Below are 16,575 nucleotides of genomic sequence, written 5' to 3'. Positions count from 1 at the left end.
CCCGGGCTCCCGCACGACAGGCGGTGAACCGCAAGCGGCCAGCAGGCCTAGAATCGCCAGCACCGCCGCCTGGCGGCAAGATCGACCCGGCCTGACCAGGAAGTTTCGATGGGCGCCAGAGCCGAGGCGAAGGAGACCGCAATACATCATGAGCGTGATTCTGCTGGAGGCTATTGGCGCGTTGGCGCTGCTCGTCTTCATCGTCTGGTGGACGATGTTCTCGGGCCGCAAGGGCGGCGAACGCCCCGACGACCACGACGTCTGAGACGTTCCGTCACCGGGGTGGCAGGAAGAAGCTGAGGGGCCGGGTGCGAATCCGCGCCCAGACGGCGGCGCGCACGCGACGCCGGTCTGCCAGCTTGATGCCCCGCGAGCGCAGCGCCACCCGGAAGGCCAGCGTGAAGCTCACCCCCACATTGAGCAGCCCCGTCCCCAGAATGCCGATGACGCAGGCCCAGAAGGGCCAGTGCTTCAACACATCCAGGCCGAGCGCACCGACGGCCGCTGCGAGCTGGCCCGAGGAGAGCGTCACATGGCGCGCCTCCAGCGGCAGGCCGAAGAAACCCAGCAGCGCGGGGACCAGGCCGAGCATCAGGCCCAGGCTGATGTTGGCGGTGAGACCGGAGATGTTCTCGCGCCACCAGTGCGCCCAGCGTCGGGCACGTGTGCCGCCCAGGAAGGCCACGATACGGGGATTCCAGGCGATGGCACTGTCCAGCCGGAAGAAGACGAACCAGTTTTCCACCCAGCCGGCGATCAGGCTGGAGATGAACAACAGCACGCCGGTGAAGGCGGCGAACAGCAGCGTGGGCCCCACGACCGTGAGGCTGTGCAGCACATGTTCGGCTTCCGGGGCCTCCACCAGCGGCCGGCCAAAGACCGCCCAGGCCAGCCACTGCACTGCCAGCACTACCGGCGCAGCCAGCGCCAGGTTGCCGATGATGCCGGCCGTCTGGGAGCGGAAGAGGTGGGCTACCTCGTCCACAAACCCCTGCAAGCCGGTGTCGCTGTCGATGTGGCGGAGCTTTTCGGCCAGCGCGGGCGCCGTCATGGCCGGCTGCTTGGTGGCCACCGTCCAGTGCAGCAGGTGGATGATCACAAAGCTCGACGCATAGTTGAAGCCGGCCCAGAACCCACCCCAGAAGGCGGACAGGCCAACGGCCATGATGGCGAACTTGGCAAAGGTGGTGCCGGCAATCACCAGGCCGCCGCCACCCGCGCGGCGCAGCATGTCGCCGTACTCCTCACGGTTGCGGGTGATGTAGTGCTCGCCGGTCTCGGCGCTGCGCTCGGCCACCTTGCGCGCCAGCAGCGAATAGTGGCGGGCAAAGAGCGTGCGGATGCTGCGCCGTTCATGCACCACCTTGACCAGGGTGGCGACCAGCCGCAGCAGTTCGCGGCGGGGGTGTTCGGCCAGCAGGCAGTCCAGCAGCTCCTCAATGCGGCGCAGCCGTGCCTGCATCTGCTCCACGCCGAACATCAGGTCCACCGAGACCCCATGTTCTTCCAGATGCTCCGGCACCGAGCCCACCGCCGCGCGGCATTCATCCAGGAGCGCGCGCAGGTATTGCAACTGGGCGGGCAGGCCGGCGCGGTCCGGGTGATCGAGCGCATGCTCTACCCGTTCCCAGGCCATGGCCAGGTGACGGAAGGGGCGGCTGACCAGCCGCTTTGGGTCCATGCGTACGCGCAGCGCACCAGACAGGCCCGCCGCGCGAACCGAACTCACCAGCACGGTGATGGCCGCGCGCATCTCGTCGCGCCAGTCTCCTTCCGGTGCCCCGGCAAAGAGCAGGCTCAGGCGCTCCAGCAGGTCGTCATCCAGTGCGTGGATCCAGTTCTCGTCGGTCTCGTCGTGGAAGAGCAGTTCAAAGAGCTCGGCCAGGTCACGCGTGTCCGCCGTCATGGGCAGGACACGCCTTCGAAGGCGGCTGAGAAACTCCCCCCACAGTGCCATGCGCGGCGCAAAGCCGACTTCGGCGAAGAGGCTGATGGCGTCCGTCTCCGCCCACACGCTGGTGATCACGCCGGCAAATGCGCGTGCATGTTCGGGATGGCGTTCCAGCACGCCCAGCAGATGCCGCAGGCGCCGGACGGGCAGTGGCGTGACGTCTCCGCCAGGGGGCGGACGAGAGGCCGCTGGAGCGCCCGCCCGTACATCCTTGAGCGGTGCACGCCGCAGCCAGTCCACCAGATGGACCAGCCAGAGATTGCGCTCCGCCAGCGGCGCTTGAGGATGCGCGGCGTTGAGCAGCGCCGTGAGGTCCCAGCCGCGAAACTTCAGCATCAATGCAGCGAGCCAGCCTCGGCCAGCAGGAATTCGGGGACATCGGCGTAGAACACCTCGGCCGCGTCGGTCACGCACAGGTAACGGCCGCTCATGCTGCCTTGCTTGGTGGCGAGCTGCGCCCAGGAGCTGTACTGGAACCGTTCGCCCGGCTGCAGCAGCGGCTGGTGGCCGACCACGGCCAGGCCATGCACTTCCTGCGTGTGGCCGTTGGCGTCCACGATGGACCAGTGCCGGCCGATGAGCTGCGCGGCCACGTCGCCACGGTTCTCGATGGTGATGGTGTAGCTGAACGCGTACTGTCCGCGGTCGGGGAAGGTCTGCTCGTCGAGTGGTTCCACGACCACGCTGCAGTGAAAGTGCGGATGTGCCATTGCGTCGATTCTAGGATGCGCATCGTTTATGCTGACTGCCAAAGATCTGCACCAGGTATGGAGACGCCTGCATCACTGGCCGATGAGACATCCAGACGCCGCGTGTCGCGACGCGGGTGGCTGTTTCGCCTCTGTACATGGGCGCTGGCCGCGCCTGCCTGCGCTGGCGCCGGCGCGCAGGGGCTGGCCGGCACGGTGTTCGCCGCGTCCTCGCGGCCGCCGCCGCCAGCCGCTCCCCCGGGGCCGGCCTCCGCCTCCGCAGGGGGCAGTCCCCCCGTGATCGGGGGGGGCGGCACCAACCTTGGCGCCAACGCCAACGCCAACTTTGGCGCCAATGCCGCTTCTGCGCCCCCTTCCGTGGGAGCGCTGACCCTGCGCAGCGCAGCCCAGAGTGGCTCCTTGGTCAAGTACGCGCCTGCGGATTTCGCCCGCCCCGGCTTGTGCGCGGAAATCGCCGCGGCGATGCAGCGGGTGGATCCGCAGCTTCGCCTTGACGGCATGGACCGGCTGGTGCCCTTGCGCCGGCTGGAGCTGATGCTGGCGTCCGACGAGCTCGATGTGTTTTTTTGCCTGCTGGCCTCCGAGCGACGGCGGGAAATGATGCGCTTCCTGCCCGTGCCGCTGTACCGTGTGCGGCACGTGATCATGATGCGTGCGGGAGAGCCCGCGCCCCAGACCTGGACCGCCTTGCGCGCCTTTGCCCGGCGCAAGCCACTGCTGCTGGTGCAGGGCACGCAGCTGGCAGTGGCCCTGCAGCAGGCCGATGTGGCCCATGTGGAGACGGCCCGTTCGGAAAGCGATGCGCTGCAGATGCTGCTGCGGGGCCGGACCGATGCCGTCTACGGCCAGGACCTGGCCCTGCGCCACGCCATGCGCACGGCCGGTATCGACGAAGGGCGCATCCAGTTCGGTCCGCAGGCCTTTGAGGAGCAGCCGCAGTTCGCCGTGGTGTCCAGGCACTTGCCGGAGCCGGTCGTGGAGCGCCTGACCGAGCGCCTGCGGCAGCTCCAGGCCAGCGGCGAACTGGCGCGGATCGTGGATCGTTACCGCTGAGACACGCTCGCAGGCGGTGCGGCGCGCACGCCCGCCGTCCCGGGCTTCCTACAATCACATCTTTGCCCCGCCCTCATTTCTCCTTTTCGCCTCATTTCTGTTGTTCTTCCCACCGCCTCCCGCCATGACGCCCCCCATCCACCGCATTGCCCCCAGCATCCTCTCCGCCGATTTCGCCAACCTGGGTGCGGAAGTCCGCCAGGTGCTGGCGGCAGGCGCGGACTGGATCCACTTTGACGTGATGGACAACCATTACGTGCCCAACCTGACCTTTGGCCCGATGGTGTGCGAGGCGCTGAAGAAGCATGCCGTCAAGCCGGACGGCACGCCCGCGCCGATCGATGTCCACCTGATGGTGCAGCCGGTGGATGCGCTGGCCCAGGCCTTCTGCCGTGCGGGTGCGGACCTGGTGAGCTTCCACCCCGAGGCCAGCCAGCATGTGGATCGCACGCTGCAACTGATCAAGGGCGAAGGTGCCAAGGCGGGCCTGGTGTTCAACCCGGGGACCCCGCTGGACGTGCTGGAGTGGGTGATCGACAAGGTCGATCTGGTGCTGATCATGAGCGTGAATCCCGGTTTCGGCGGCCAGAGCTTCATCCCCTCGGCGCTGAAGAAGCTGCAACAGGCCAAGGCCCTCATCCTGGCCAGCGGCCGGGACATCCGCCTGGAGATCGACGGCGGGGTGAAGGTGGACAACATCCGCGAGATTGCCGATGCGGGGGCGGACACCTTCGTGGCGGGTTCGGCGATTTTCGGCAAGCCGGACTACAAGGCCGTGATCGACGCGATGCGCGCCGAACTGGCCCGCTGAGCTTGACCTCGCTGCTGCTCGTCTGCGCGGCCAACCTGTGCCGCTCTCCCATGGCGGAGGCGGTGCTGCAGGCGCGCGCAGCCGCCCTGGGGCTGCGTGTGGTGGCCTCGGCCGGCGTGTGGGCCTCCCCGCGCGGGCAGGCGGCGGACAAACGTGCGCAGCAGGTGCTCAGCCAGCGCGGCTATGGCCTGGACCGGCGCTGGCGCTCGCGCCGGGTGTGTACCGATGACTTCGACCAGCACGACCTGATGCTGGCCATGGACCATGATGTTCTACGGGGCTTGCAAGCCATCCGGCCTGCACGGTCCAGCGCCCGCCTGGGCCTGTTCCTTCACGGCATGACCGGGCTGGGCCGGGATGAGGTGCCCGACCCCTACTACGGCACGGTCGAAGGTTTCCAGCGGGTGCTGGACCTGATCGAGGCCCGTGTGCAGGCGTGGCCGGACACCACGGCGTTGGAGCGGTATTTTCCGGTGCGCTGAAACCAGCGCCTCAGCGTAGGCCGGGGGCTCCCGTGAACCGATGCGCCACGGCATCCAGGGCGGCTTGGCCTATGGAGAGGCTGCGCTTGGTTGCGCCGGCGCCGGGTCCGGAAAAACGAGGTGGGGATCCTCACCCTGCAGCAGCGCGTCGACATGCCAGTCAAGCAGCGCCCCGATGCCTATCAGTGCCGTGAAGCCGGCTTCCACCACTTGGCTTTGATCCGGGGGCAACTGGCCCACCGCGCCCCAAGGGTGGGGCATGCCGGACTCCGGCTCGGCCAGCAGGTCCAGCAGGTCGTTTTGCGTGAACTGCCCATGCCGCCCAAGTTCGAGCAATGTGTCCATGAACAGCCTCAGCCGCTGCGTGGCGGCTGCCATGGCCGGCGCCTCGAGTTCCAATCGGAGGGTCAGATGGGAGGGCAGTGACGCGATGCCCGGGACATCGTTCGGACGCGTCAGCAACAGGGCACGGAGCGCCAGCTTGTCAATCAGACCCCGCTTGAAGTTGTCTACCGCGACCCGGAGGTAAAGCTCAAGCGCCCGGGGCTCTGCAGCCATCAGTCGTGGGGCCAGGTTGTTATAGGGTACCTCGCCTGGCGGCGGGTTCGGCATGGTCATCAGGTCCATCCATTGGTCTGACCGGAAGCGCTGCTGCTGCAGCCATGTACTGAGCCTGCCCATCAGGAGCAGGGGCGCCTGATGATCCAGGTATAAAGCCGCCACGGCGAGCCCCGAGCTAATGCCATCCCCGCGGAGGCTGAAGAAGCCGGCCAGTTCTTCGGCGCTCAGACCGATCCGGTCGTGCAGCATCTCGAGCAGGTCGAGGTAGCGTTCCAGTGGTTCCGCCGACGGCAGCAGGCACAGCCGAATGCCCAGCGGTATGGTGTCGTCCTCGCGCCATCCGGCCACCAGGCCGCGCAGGAGCACCCGGCTCAGCGCGCCCGTTTGGAAGACCTTCAGCATGACCTCCAGCGCAGCTTCCGCCAGTGCGGGCCTCTTGTGCAGGACGATGGAAAACGGTGGATCTCCGCCCGCCTCATGGCTCGTGAAACACCGCAACAACCATGTCTCCACGGGGGAAAACGTACCGGGGGTGCCGGGCTCGCTGTGCGCGACTCGGTGGGCTTCTACGGAGGCTTTTTGGCTCACATGGACCAGCGCATCGCCCACGCTGCGCAATATCGGTTCACTCTGCATGGATATGGCGAGATTCCACAGGCGCTGGCTGATGCCGTCGAGCGAGCGCAGGCTCCATTCGCGCAGCGCTGCCAGGCTCAGCAAGTCCGAACGGTCCTGGGTCACCAGTTCTTCCTGCAGCCAGTGATGCTGGATGGGCGTGAGTCTCGGACCCTCACGCCTGAGCCATGCCTGCAGTGACACGTCATCCATGCCGCGTATCAACGGACCGGCCACTGCGGCATCAAGCAGCAGGGATGACGTCACGTCCGCGAGTTCGTCTGGCCAGGCGTTCTGGATGGCAATCTGCGTGAGACGACGCGCAAGCGTCGGGAGGTCGAGCGCCCACGGCAAACCTGAAACGGGGGAGGCTTGGCGTGGGAGCCCGCTCAAGTCGTCGATGCAGACACCACGTGGCTGCCCATGCTCCTGCACCCAGTGCAGGTTTCCGCTCCGCGTCCATAACGTGGCTGCCTGGTGCCGCTGCCTGGTCGGGAACAGGACTATGCCGGAATATTCCGAGCGCGTATCCTTGACAGCACCGAGCTTCTCCAGCGATTGGAGCAGGTGCAGGCCTAGCAGCATCGGGTTGTTGTGCAGCCGGGCGACATATTGGTCCCCGTTCTCGCGCCAGTCGACCAGGACGTCCAGAGGCAGTTCGCCATAGCTCGGCTCCAGCGCCTGCACACAGCTTTCCAGCACGGCGCGGGCCTCGGTGTTGAATTCAAAGGACTGGTGCAACTTGTAGACCGGCAAATGAAGACGCTCCGATAGGGCGTCCTCAAGGCTGCCACGCGCCTGGTCTGCCAAGGCCAGCGCCAGATTGGATGGCTGGTGGGCGTGTTCCATCTCTGTGATGCATTTCCACTGAAGTTCAGTGGTCGGGTGCCTGGCGAGCCGATCGCTCGGTGGTGTCCTGCCGAAGTGAGGGAATATCGCCTGCGCCATGCCCGCGAGGAAGTGAAGTTCGTCGGCAGGCGCCCGTTGGAGATGCTCGGCGTGCGCCTGCCGGATGACTTTCAGCATGGCCTCGTGCATGAGGTCATTGCTGATTCTGAGGGCCGAATTCATCAGGCCGCCGTGGCGGGGATCGATGGCCTGAAGACATTGGCTCAAGTGCAGCATTACGCCATCGGCGCAGACGTCCACGTCCTGTGTGAGCGTCTGGAGCGCTCGCAGGCGAGTACTCAGCGGCACCTGCTCATCGGCCATGGCCCGGCCAATGCGATCCAGCAGCTCCTTGCCAGCGCTGTAGATCCGCCCTGCCTGGTCGCCAAAGCGCGCATTCTGACCAGTGGACTGATCGACGCCGAGGATGGATTTGGCGAAGGCTTTGAGCGCCATGTCAATTCGTTGCGGGTCCACATCCCCACGATGCTGGTCGGCAAATTTGCTCAGCCTGTCGAAGACGGCGAGAACCTGAGCAGTGAAGTCGATGAACTCCCGGCTCAGCGCAAATTGTTCGGCTGTGCCGTGTCTAACAGGGTCGAATTGAACTGAATCTTCTGTGGGGCTCGATGTCCGGTCCGACGCAACGGATGCATCCTGTGTAGCCACATACCCGCTCAGGAAGTTGGCGGAGAAGAGGTGTTCGAGAGGCATGGGTTTCAGTGGCGCGATGTTTGCGCGGGTTCGTCGGCCCGTGTGGTGTCAAGACGGCACGGGCCACTTGTCTATGTGGGGCGGGCTGGCTGTTGCGCTGGCGCCGTGTCGGGAACGTGGTGGCGGGGATCCTCGTCTTGCAGCAGCAGTTCGGCCTGTTGTTCGGTCAGTGCGCCACTGCGTATCAGTGAGGCAAAGCCAGCTTCCACCGCATTTCTGCGGCCGTCATGCGGGGCCATGGTGCGAATTTCGCCCCAGGGGCGGTGCAACAGGGTTTTTGGCTCGGCCAGCAGATCTAGCAGGTCTAGTGAGGTGAACCGCCCATGCCGGGAAAGTTCCAGCAAGGTGTCCATGAACAGCTGCAGCCGTCTCGTGGCGGGTGCCAGGTCCGCCCCCGGAAAGTTCCAGTTCGAGGTCAGATAGCTGGGAAGCGTCGGCACGTCCCTGACATCGTTCCCACGCGCCAGCAACAGGGCACGGATCTCGTCCCCGTCGATCAGACCCGCCTTGAAGTTGTCGGCGGCGATCGTCAGGTAGAGTTGCAGAGCCTTGGGTTCGACAATTGTCATTCTCAGGGCCAGCATGTTGTGGGGCGCCGCCACATCTGTGGGCGCCACGACAACGGTGGGCGGCGTCGGGATGATCATCAGGTCCATCCAATGGGCTGGCTGGAGACGCTTCTGTTGCAGCCACGAACTGAGCTTGCGCATGAGAAGCATGGGCCCGTCACCATCCAGGTTCGAGAACGCCACCGCGGCGCCGCAGACGCGACCGTCCATCCGACCGCAGAAGCATGCAACCAGTTCCTCAGAGGTCAAGCTGATCCGGCTGTGGATCACATCGAGCAGGTCAAGGTAGTAAGTCAGCGATTCCGCTGAGGGCCGCTCGCTCAGCCGGATGGCCAGGGTGGTGGCGTCGCCCTCACGGCAGCCGGTCACCAGGCTCAGGAGTTCCTGGCGGCTCAGCAAGCCCTCCTCTACAGCCTTCAGCATGATCTCCAGTGCGGCCGCACCAAGCGCAGGCCTTTCATGAAGGAGCCTGGAAAACAGGGGGTCCGCACCGTTGTCATCATTCGTGAAGCAACGGCACAGCCATGCGACAGACGGGGTGCCGGGGCCCGTCTCGTCGGGCGAAGGGACGTGGTCTTGCGTCCGGGCATTTCGGCTCACCTGGATGAGGGCCAGGCCCACATTGCGCAAGATCGATTCGCTGCCCACCGATATGGCGAGATGCCACAGTGCGGGGCTGGTGGCCTCAAGCGAGCGCAGGCTCCATTCGCGCAGCGCTGCCAGGCTCAGCAAGTCCGAACGGTCCTGGGTCACCAGTTCTTCCTGCAGCCAGTGATGCTGGATGGGCGTGAGTCTCGGACCCTCACGCCTGAGCCATGCCTGCAGTGACACGTCATCCATGCCGCGTATCAACGGGCCGGCCAGTGCGGCATCAAGCAGCAGGGATGACGAACCGTCCGTAAATTCGTCTGGCCAGGCGTTCTGGATGGCAATCTGCGTGAGCAGAGGTCGAAGCCCGCTTGATGGGCGGTTGATGCCTTGAGGCCATGCTGACCCAGGGGGCGTGTCCTGGTTGGGCAAGGCGCGCAAGTCGTCGATGCAAATAGCACGTGGGCGCCCCTGCTGCTCCACCCAGATCAGTCTTCCGTCCAGTATCAACAGCTTGGCGGTGTCATACGGCCGCACGCTGGGCGCTAGCGGTGCCAGGGGTATGCCGATGGACGCTTCACAGGCTTCCTGGACAACGCCGAGGTTTTCCAACCCTCGAAGCAAATGCAGGCCCAGCATCATCGAGTCGTTGTGCAGCCGAGCGACGGTTTGGTCCCCGGCCTCCCGCCAGTCGATCAGGACGTCCAGCGGCAGTTCGCCATAGTCCGGCACCAACGCCTCCCTACAGAACTCCAGCGCCTCGCGTGCTGCTTGGTCGAATTCGAAGTGCTGGTGCAATCGGCCGACGGGCAAGTTCAGGCGCGTCGACAGGCTGTCCTCCAGACTGCTTCGCGCCCTGTCCGCCAAAGCCAGCGCCAGGTTCGATGGCAGGTGGATGCCATCCAATGCTTTCTGGCATGCCTTGACGAGGCTGGGGGCCGGCTGCTTGGCGAGACTGTCGTTCGGCGGTTCCCTGCCGAGCTTGGGGAATATGACCTGCTGTACGCCGGTCAGGAAGTGAATTTCGTCGTGAGGCAAGTCGTTGACGCGCCGGATGACCGTCAGCATGGCCTCCTGCATCAGGGCGTTGCTGATGCTGAGGGCCGAGTTCATGAGGCCACCGTGGCGGCGGTCGATGGACTGAAGGCACTGGCTCAGTTGGAGCAGTGCGCCATCGGCGCAGACGTTCACGTCGTCTGCCAGCGACTGGAGTGCTTTCAGGCGAGTGGGAAGCGGCAAGCGCTCATCAGCCATTGCAGACCCAATGCGATCGAGCAGGGCTTTGCCTGTACTGTAGATCTGCCCCGCCTGGCTGCCGAACCTCTCATTCAGACCCGTGGGCGCATCCACGGTGAGAATCGAATCCCCGAACTGTCGCAGCGACTCGCCAATCCGTTGGGCATCCACCTCGTGAGGATGCCGAGCAGCCAGTTGGTGGAGGCTGTCGATGACGGTCCAGACCTGATTCGCGAAGCTGATGAATTCCCGGCCCAACGCAAATTGCTCCGGCGAGCCGTGTCTAACGACATTGAACCGGACCGACTCTTCTGAGGGCGGGCGGCCCGCAACAGACCTCGATGTTGGCCTCGATGTTGGCCTCGATGTCGCCCCCGACGTAACGAATGCGTCCCCCGGGTCCACAGGGCCGCGCAGAAAGTCGCGTGAGAAGAGGTCGGGAAAATGCATGGCGCCTCAGTGACACCATGCTCGCGAGGGTTCACGAGGGGGGCGGTCCGTGCGGTGTCTCGCTGGTATCAATCGGCGCTCGCTGAGCGTTCCGCGCCTTCAACGGCGCGGGCTGTCGTACCGCGGAGCACCTCCCGGACATCTGCCTCGGTCAGTTCGCCAGTACCGTGCAGCACATCGAGGCAATCTTCCACCATTCTGCGTCGCGAAACTTGCGCCGGGAGCTGGCCATCCGATACCCAGCAAGGGCGGCCTTGGGGTGCGCTGTCGGGCTCCAGCAGGAGATAACGCAACTCATGGCGCGTGATCAGGCCGAGCATCGAGAGCTCCACCAGAGTGGTCAGGAAGTTCTGCAACCGTGCGGAAGAATGCGGCAGGTCGGCATCCAGGTCGGTGACCAGGTGTTGGGCCAGCGTGGGGACCTCGGGGTGGCCCGGATACCGGCTCTGCAGGAGGGTGAGCAATTGCAGCCTGCTGATACGCCCGGACGAAAGGGCCGTGCGGACCGTATGGAGATAGTCGCTGAGGGTCTGGGGGTTCGCCGCGCAGAGTTTGCGGGCGACAAAATTGGGAGATTCGCCGACTTCGTGTACATGCGGCAGGGTCATCAACTTCATCCAATCGGTCGGCTGAATCCGTTTTTGTTGCAGCCACTTGAGGAATGTGTGCATCAGGACCGAGGGGCCCATGGCTTCCGGGGGATCGAACGCAAAGGTGACGGGGGCCAAGCCTTCGCGGAAAAAGCCCAGCAGTTCGTTCGAAGTCAGATCGAGCGTGACATCCGCTTCATTCAACATTGCCACGTAGTTAATCAGTGCATCTTTTGACGACAGTTGGGACAGGCGAACGGACAGGGCCAGTGGCGAGGGAAGGTCCAGGAGATCGTCAGACCTGTTGCCTCTAAGCAGGGTCAGGAGTTCGAACCGGGACAGCAATTGCTTCCCATAGGCCTCGACCATCACCCCCAGGGCGGTCTTGACGCGCTGGGGCCGTTCGACCAGCAAGGTGTGGAGGGGAGGATCCTGATTGTCATGTTCAGCGAGGAAGCAAGACAGTAGCCATCTCGCACCGGTGGTGTCTCGGGAATCCCCGGCACCATTCGCCCTGGCCTTCTCGGCGACGTGAATCAGCAGCCTGCCGACATGCGACAGCATCTGCTCGTTGTCCACGTTGGCAGCCAGCCGCCACAGGTGGGGTGAGGTCCTCGGGATGGTGAAGGGTGCCCAGTCCTGCAGGGCGTCCAGGCGCAGCGCGTCCGCACGCCCTTCGGTCACCAGGACCTCCTGGAGCCAATGGTGATGAATGGGTCTGAATGTTGCGCTCTTGCTTGTCAGCCATTCCTGCAGGGGCTCGGGATCCATGCGCCTCACCAGCAGACGTGTGGTGTCCAGGTCGCGCAGGAATTCGGCGGGGAATGCCGGCAATTCCTCCGGCCAAGCGTTCTCGAGGGCGGTTTGCGCCAGATGTCGGAGGTCGACCTTCATCGATTTCTTGTTGTGGAACAGTTCCACAATCGTGTTCGCAACGGGTTGTGGATCGGTGCGCAGGAAATCGAAATGGGGCGCGGTGAGGTCGGCGATGCGTAGTCCGCGCGGATGCGAAGCCTCTTGGACCCAGGTCAGGTTCTGCCCCAGAGCCTGCAGCCAGATTGTTCCTCGACCTTCGCCGGCCCGCTGCAGCCGAATGGCGGCTGAGCCGTGGATGTCATCCCGGAACACACCGAGCCGCTTCAGGGCGTCGAACAGGTGGCGTGCCAGCAGCGTCGAATTGTTGTGCAGTCGGGCCAGGTAGTGCCCATCCGTCTCCTTCCAATCCATGAAGAGGCTCATGTCCAGGTTGCCAAACTCCGGCGCCAGGTTTTCGATGACGTCCAGCACGTGCTTGCGCGCGGTTTCGTCCAACGAAAAGCCACGTCGCAGATCCGCGAGGGGTTGATTCACGTGCTTGATGACTTCGGTCTGGAACCGGTCCGCCACGTGGTTGGCGAGCGCCAGGGCCAGCGTCGATGGCTCGTGAATGCGGTTGATGGCTCGCCGGCAGCTCTCCAGTGCCTCGGGGGAGGGGAACTTGGCGATGCGGTCCGGCGGCCTCCGTCGGCCGATCTCGGGGAAGATCACTTGCTTCAGGCCGTTGACGTAGTGCACCTGGTCGCCAGGGTGTTTCCGGAGCTCAGCCGCATGCCGCAGATTGACGATGGTCAGGATCGCTTCGTCCATCAGCGCGTCGCTGATCCGGAGGGCCGCGTCCAGCAAGCCGCTGTGGTGGCGGTCGATGGATCTCAGGCATTGATTCAGATGCGTCAGGATGCCATCGGGGCAGACGTTCACCTCCTGTGCCAACTCGCGAAGTGCGAGCATCCGGGTGGACAGGGGAAGTTCCTCGTTCGCCATGGCCACGCCGATGCTGTCGAGCAACGCCTTGACCGGACCATAGATCGAATCGGCCCGTGTCCCGAACCGATGGTTCTCGCCTGTGCGCGGATCGCAACCAAGGATGTCGGCTTCCAACCTGGAGAGTGCGCCACAGACACGGCGCTCATCCAGCTCACCGCGATGCGCCCGGGCCAGTGTGCAAAGCTGGCGGATCACGGCCTTGACCTGGCCGGCAAAGGCCGGAGCGTCCGGCCCGGTGATGAACTGCTCAGGCGTTCCGTGGTGTGATGCCACGTAGCGTACCGGCGCGCCAGAGGCCGACGTGGCGGCGCAGGATGAGGTCGTCGTCTCTTCAACGGCCTCCCCGGCCAACGGGCCGCCGCGCAGAAAGTTGGCAGAGAAGAGCTGATCCAGAGGCATGGCGCCTCAGTGACGCCATGCCTTTGCGGGTTCGTCAGTCCGCGTGGGCCGGATGCTCGGTGAGCCGTGTGGGTGCCACTTCACGGGTGTCCGGACCAGTGCCGCTGAAGCGGTCCAGCGCCAGGTAGATCACCGGCGTGATGTAGAGCGTCACGGCCTGGGACAGGATCAGGCCCCCCACCACCGCCAGGCCCAGCGGCTGGCGCAACTCGGCACCGGCGCCCAGCCCCAGCGCGATGGGCAGTGCGCCCATCAGCGCGGCCAGCGTGGTCATCATGATGGGACGGAAACGCAGGATGCAGGCCTCGCGGATTGCTTCGGCGGGCGTCATGCCGCCGTTGCGCTGGGCATCGAGGGCGAAGTCGATCATCATGATGGCGTTCTTCTTCACGATGCCCACCAGCATCAGGATGCCGATGGTGGCAATCACGGTGAGCTCCATGCCCGCAAGCTGCAGCGTGAGCAGCGCGCCCACGGCGGCCGATGGCAGGCCGGCCAGGATGGTGAGGGGGTGGATGTAGCTCTCGTACAGCACGCCCAGCAGCACATAGATCACCGCCACGGCCAGCAGGATCAGCATCAGCTGCCCGCCCTGCGAGTCCTTGAACACGGCAGCGTCACCGCCATAGCTGGTGATGATGGTGGATGGCAGGCCGATCTCCTTGGTGTAGGTGTCGACGCGGCCGGTGGCCTGGCCCAGCGGCACATCCGGCGCCAGGTTGAAGCTGAGCGTGACGGCCTGCAACTGGCCCTGGTGGTTGACCGCCGTGGGGCCAAGCTCCCGACGCACGCTCGCAAACGCCGTCAGCGGCACCATGGTGCTGTTCTTGCCGCGCAGGTAGATCTTGTCGAAGGCGTCCTCGCTGAGACGGTCCCCGTCGGTAGCCTCCAGGATCACCTGGTAGGTGTTGCTCTCGGCGTAGATGCTGGAGACCTGGCGCTCGCCGAAGGCGCTGTAGAGCGCATTGCGCAGGTCCTGCATCTGCACGCCCAGCAGGGTGGCGCGTTCACGGTCGATCACCAGGTTGGCCTGCAGGCCCCGCAGTTGCGAGTCGCTGGTCACGTCTCGGAAGATGGTGTCGTTGCGCAGCTTGTCCTGCAGCTTCTCGGCCCAGGTGTTGAGCTCGCCGGCGCTGACCGACTGCAGCGTGAACTGGTAGCGGCTCTTGGACTGGCGCCCACCGAGCTGAAGGTTCTGCACCGGGCGCAGGTAGACCGCGATGCCAGGGACGGCACGCAGGCTCTTGCGCAGGTTCTCCAGCACCTGCGGCATCGCCGGGCGGTCCGCCCGGGCCTTGAGGTTGATGAACAGGCGGCCGGTGTTGACCTGACCACCGCCCCCGCCGCCGCCCACGGCGGCCGAGACGCTGGCCACCGACGGGTCGTTCTTCACGATCTCGGCTACACGTTCCTGCAGCACCGTCATGGCGGCGAAGGAGATGTCTTCGGCCGCTTCGGTGCTGGCCTGGATCTGGCCGATGTCCTCTTCCGGGAAGAAGCCCTTGGGAATGGTGATGTAGAGCCAGGCGCTGGCCACGAAGCTCAGGATGGCCACCACGCCGACCACCCAGCGGTGCAGCAGGGCCCAGTCCAGCGTGCGGGTGTAGAAATTGACCACGGCGGTGAAGCCGGCCTCGAAGGTGCGGCCCAGCGCGTTTTCCTTGGCCTCATGGTGATGGCTGAGGAACCGGCTGCACAGCATGGGCACCAGCGTGAGCGAGACCACGGCCGAGACCAGGATGGAGAGCGACACCACCACGGCGAATTCGTGGAACAGCAGGCCGATCACGCCCGGCATGAAGAAGATGGGGATCAGCACCGCCACCAGAGAGATGGAGATGGACAGAATGGTGAAGGCCATCTCCCGCGCGCCCCGGATGGCGGCCTCGAACGGCGCCATGCCGTCCTCCACGTGCCGGACGATGTTCTCCAGCATCACGATGGCGTCATCCACCACCAGGCCGACGGCCAGCGTGATGCCCAGCAGCGAGATGTTGTCCAGGCTGTAGCCCAGCGCGTAGAGCAGTGTCAGCGCGCCGATCAGCGAGATGGGCAGCGAGAGCGTGGGGATCATCGTCGCCACGAGGCGGCGCAGGAACAGGTAGATCACCATCACCACGAGGGCGACGGTCAGCAGCAGCGTGAAATAGACGTCATGCAGGGACTCCCGGATGGAGACCGAGCGGTCATTCAGGGTGCTCATCTTCACCGATGCCGGCAGCTGCGCGGCAAAGCGCGGCAGCATGTCCTTCACGGCATCGACCACCTTGACGGTGTTGGCGTCGGGCTGGCGTTGCACGGCCAGCACGATGGAGCGCTCGCCGTTGAAGTTGGAGAAGGACTTGATGGTCTCGAAGCTGTCCTGCACATCCGCCACTTCCCGCAGGAAGACCGGCGCGCCGTTGCGGGTCGCCACCACGATGTTGCCGAAGGCCTGGGCGTCACGCAGCTGCTTGTTGGCCTGGATGGTCAGGGTCTGACGAGAGCCGTCCAGCGTGCCCACGGGGGTATTGGCATTGGCGCCCTTGACGGCGGCCTGCAGTTCGTCGAGCGTGATGTTGCGCTGCTGCAGCAGCTCGTTGCGTGCCTTGATGCGCACCGCATAACGCTTCTGGCCGAAGATGGACACCTGTGCCACGCCATCGATGGTGGACAGGCTGGGCGTGATCAGGTTCTCGGCAAAGTCGTTCAGCTCGGAGAGGTTGATCGACGGCGAGGTGAGCGCCACCAGCAGCACTGGCGCATCGGCCGGGTTCACCTTCCGGTAGGAAGGCGGGGTGGTCATCTCGGTGGGCAGGGCGCGCAGGGAGCGGAACAGCGCGGCCTGGACGTCCACGGCGGCGGCGTCAATGTCCCGCGAGGGGTCGAACTCCAGCGTGAGCGAGCTGTTGCCCAGCGTGTTGGTGGAGGAGATGGTGGTGATGCCGGCAATGGTGGAGAACTGCTTCTCCAGCGGCAGGGCCACCGAGGAGGCCATGGTCTCCGGGCTCGCGCCCGGCAGCGTGGCCTGCACGTTGATGATGGGCGTGTTGAAGCTTGGCAGCGCGGCCACCGGGATCTTGCTCCAGGCGGCGAGGCCGCCGATCACCAGGGCAATGTTCAGCAGCACCGTCATGACGGGCCGCCGGATGAACAGTTCGGTCAGGTTCATCGTG

At 65.1% G+C, this 16,575-nt stretch carries 9 protein-coding genes; 3 read left to right on the top strand and 6 right to left on the bottom strand.

Translation table 11 applies throughout. The annotated features are described in order from the left end of the window. Nucleotides 1-274: 274 nt before the first annotated feature. Nucleotides 275-2,287: a site-specific recombinase gene (locus BMY53_RS18450; RefSeq protein ID WP_092947945.1), complete on the bottom strand. Its 2,013-nt coding sequence runs from the start codon at nucleotides 2,285-2,287 to the stop codon at nucleotides 275-277. Beyond that, nucleotides 2,287-2,628: a Co2+/Mg2+ efflux protein ApaG gene (gene apaG / locus BMY53_RS18445; RefSeq protein ID WP_404947889.1), complete on the bottom strand. Its 342-nt coding sequence runs from the start codon at nucleotides 2,626-2,628 to the stop codon at nucleotides 2,287-2,289. The genes BMY53_RS18450 and apaG overlap by 1 nt, the downstream gene beginning before the upstream one ends. A 309-nt stretch (nucleotides 2,629-2,937) precedes the next feature. On the opposite strand from apaG, the gene BMY53_RS18440 reads away from it, so the two are divergent. From BMY53_RS18440 to BMY53_RS18430, 3 genes are all read left to right on the top strand, one after another. Beyond that, complete coding sequence (locus BMY53_RS18440) at nucleotides 2,938-3,714, top strand: substrate-binding periplasmic protein (protein WP_177200945.1); 777 nt, start codon at nucleotides 2,938-2,940, stop codon at nucleotides 3,712-3,714. A gap of 124 nt (nucleotides 3,715-3,838) precedes the next feature. After that, entirely contained in the window at nucleotides 3,839-4,525 is a 687-nt protein-coding gene (rpe, locus tag BMY53_RS18435) for a ribulose-phosphate 3-epimerase (protein ID WP_092947942.1), read from the top strand. A 2-nt stretch (nucleotides 4,526-4,527) separates the two neighbouring features. After that, nucleotides 4,528-5,007 carry a low molecular weight protein-tyrosine-phosphatase gene (locus tag BMY53_RS18430; protein WP_092947941.1) on the top strand — a complete coding sequence of 160 codons (480 nt, stop codon included), beginning with the start codon at nucleotides 4,528-4,530 and terminating at the stop codon, nucleotides 5,005-5,007. A 69-nt stretch (nucleotides 5,008-5,076) separates the two neighbouring features. On the opposite strand, the gene BMY53_RS18425 is transcribed toward BMY53_RS18430, so the two are convergent. The 4 genes from BMY53_RS18425 to BMY53_RS18405 all read right to left on the bottom strand — a co-directional run bounded on the left by BMY53_RS18425 (nucleotide 5,077) and on the right by BMY53_RS18405 (nucleotide 16,571). Beyond that, the gene (locus BMY53_RS18425; protein ID WP_143074133.1) at nucleotides 5,077-7,785 is read right to left on the bottom strand and encodes a hypothetical protein; all 2,709 of its coding nucleotides are present in this window, start codon (nucleotides 7,783-7,785) and stop codon (nucleotides 5,077-5,079) included. A gap of 71 nt (nucleotides 7,786-7,856) precedes the next feature. Beyond that, entirely contained in the window at nucleotides 7,857-10,436 is a 2,580-nt protein-coding gene (locus BMY53_RS18415) for a hypothetical protein (RefSeq protein ID WP_092947938.1), read from the bottom strand. Nucleotides 10,437-10,696: 260 nt separating this feature from the next. Next, nucleotides 10,697-13,420, bottom strand: coding sequence for a hypothetical protein (locus tag BMY53_RS18410; protein WP_092947937.1), 2,724 nt, complete (start codon nucleotides 13,418-13,420; stop codon nucleotides 10,697-10,699). A gap of 34 nt (nucleotides 13,421-13,454) precedes the next feature. After that, nucleotides 13,455-16,571 (bottom strand): efflux RND transporter permease subunit, encoded by a 3,117-nt coding sequence (locus BMY53_RS18405; protein WP_092947936.1) that lies wholly within the window; start codon nucleotides 16,569-16,571, stop codon nucleotides 13,455-13,457. Nucleotides 16,572-16,575 lie beyond the last annotated feature (4 nt).

The organism is Roseateles sp. YR242 (genome assembly GCF_900109745.1).
In the GTDB taxonomy this organism is placed as follows: Bacteria; Pseudomonadota; Gammaproteobacteria; order Burkholderiales; family Burkholderiaceae_C; genus Roseateles.
The sequence above is the reverse complement of the archived record's forward strand: the minus strand, read 5'-3'. Positions and strand labels throughout refer to the sequence as shown.

Bases quoted from the DNA above. Each gene is read 5' to 3' on its own strand.
- BMY53_RS18405 (WP_092947936.1), bottom strand. From the start codon at position 16,571: ATGAACCTGACCGAACTGTTCATCCGGCGGCCCGTCATGACGGTGCTG.
- BMY53_RS18425 (WP_143074133.1), bottom strand. From the start codon at position 7,785: ATGCCTCTCGAACACCTCTTCTCCGCCAACTTCCTGAGCGGGTATGTG.
- BMY53_RS18450 (WP_092947945.1), bottom strand. From the start codon at position 2,287: ATGCTGAAGTTTCGCGGCTGGGACCTCACGGCGCTGCTCAACGCCGCG.
- BMY53_RS18410 (WP_092947937.1), bottom strand. From the start codon at position 13,420: ATGCCTCTGGATCAGCTCTTCTCTGCCAACTTTCTGCGCGGCGGCCCG.
- rpe (WP_092947942.1), top strand. From the start codon at position 3,839: ATGACGCCCCCCATCCACCGCATTGCCCCCAGCATCCTCTCCGCCGAT.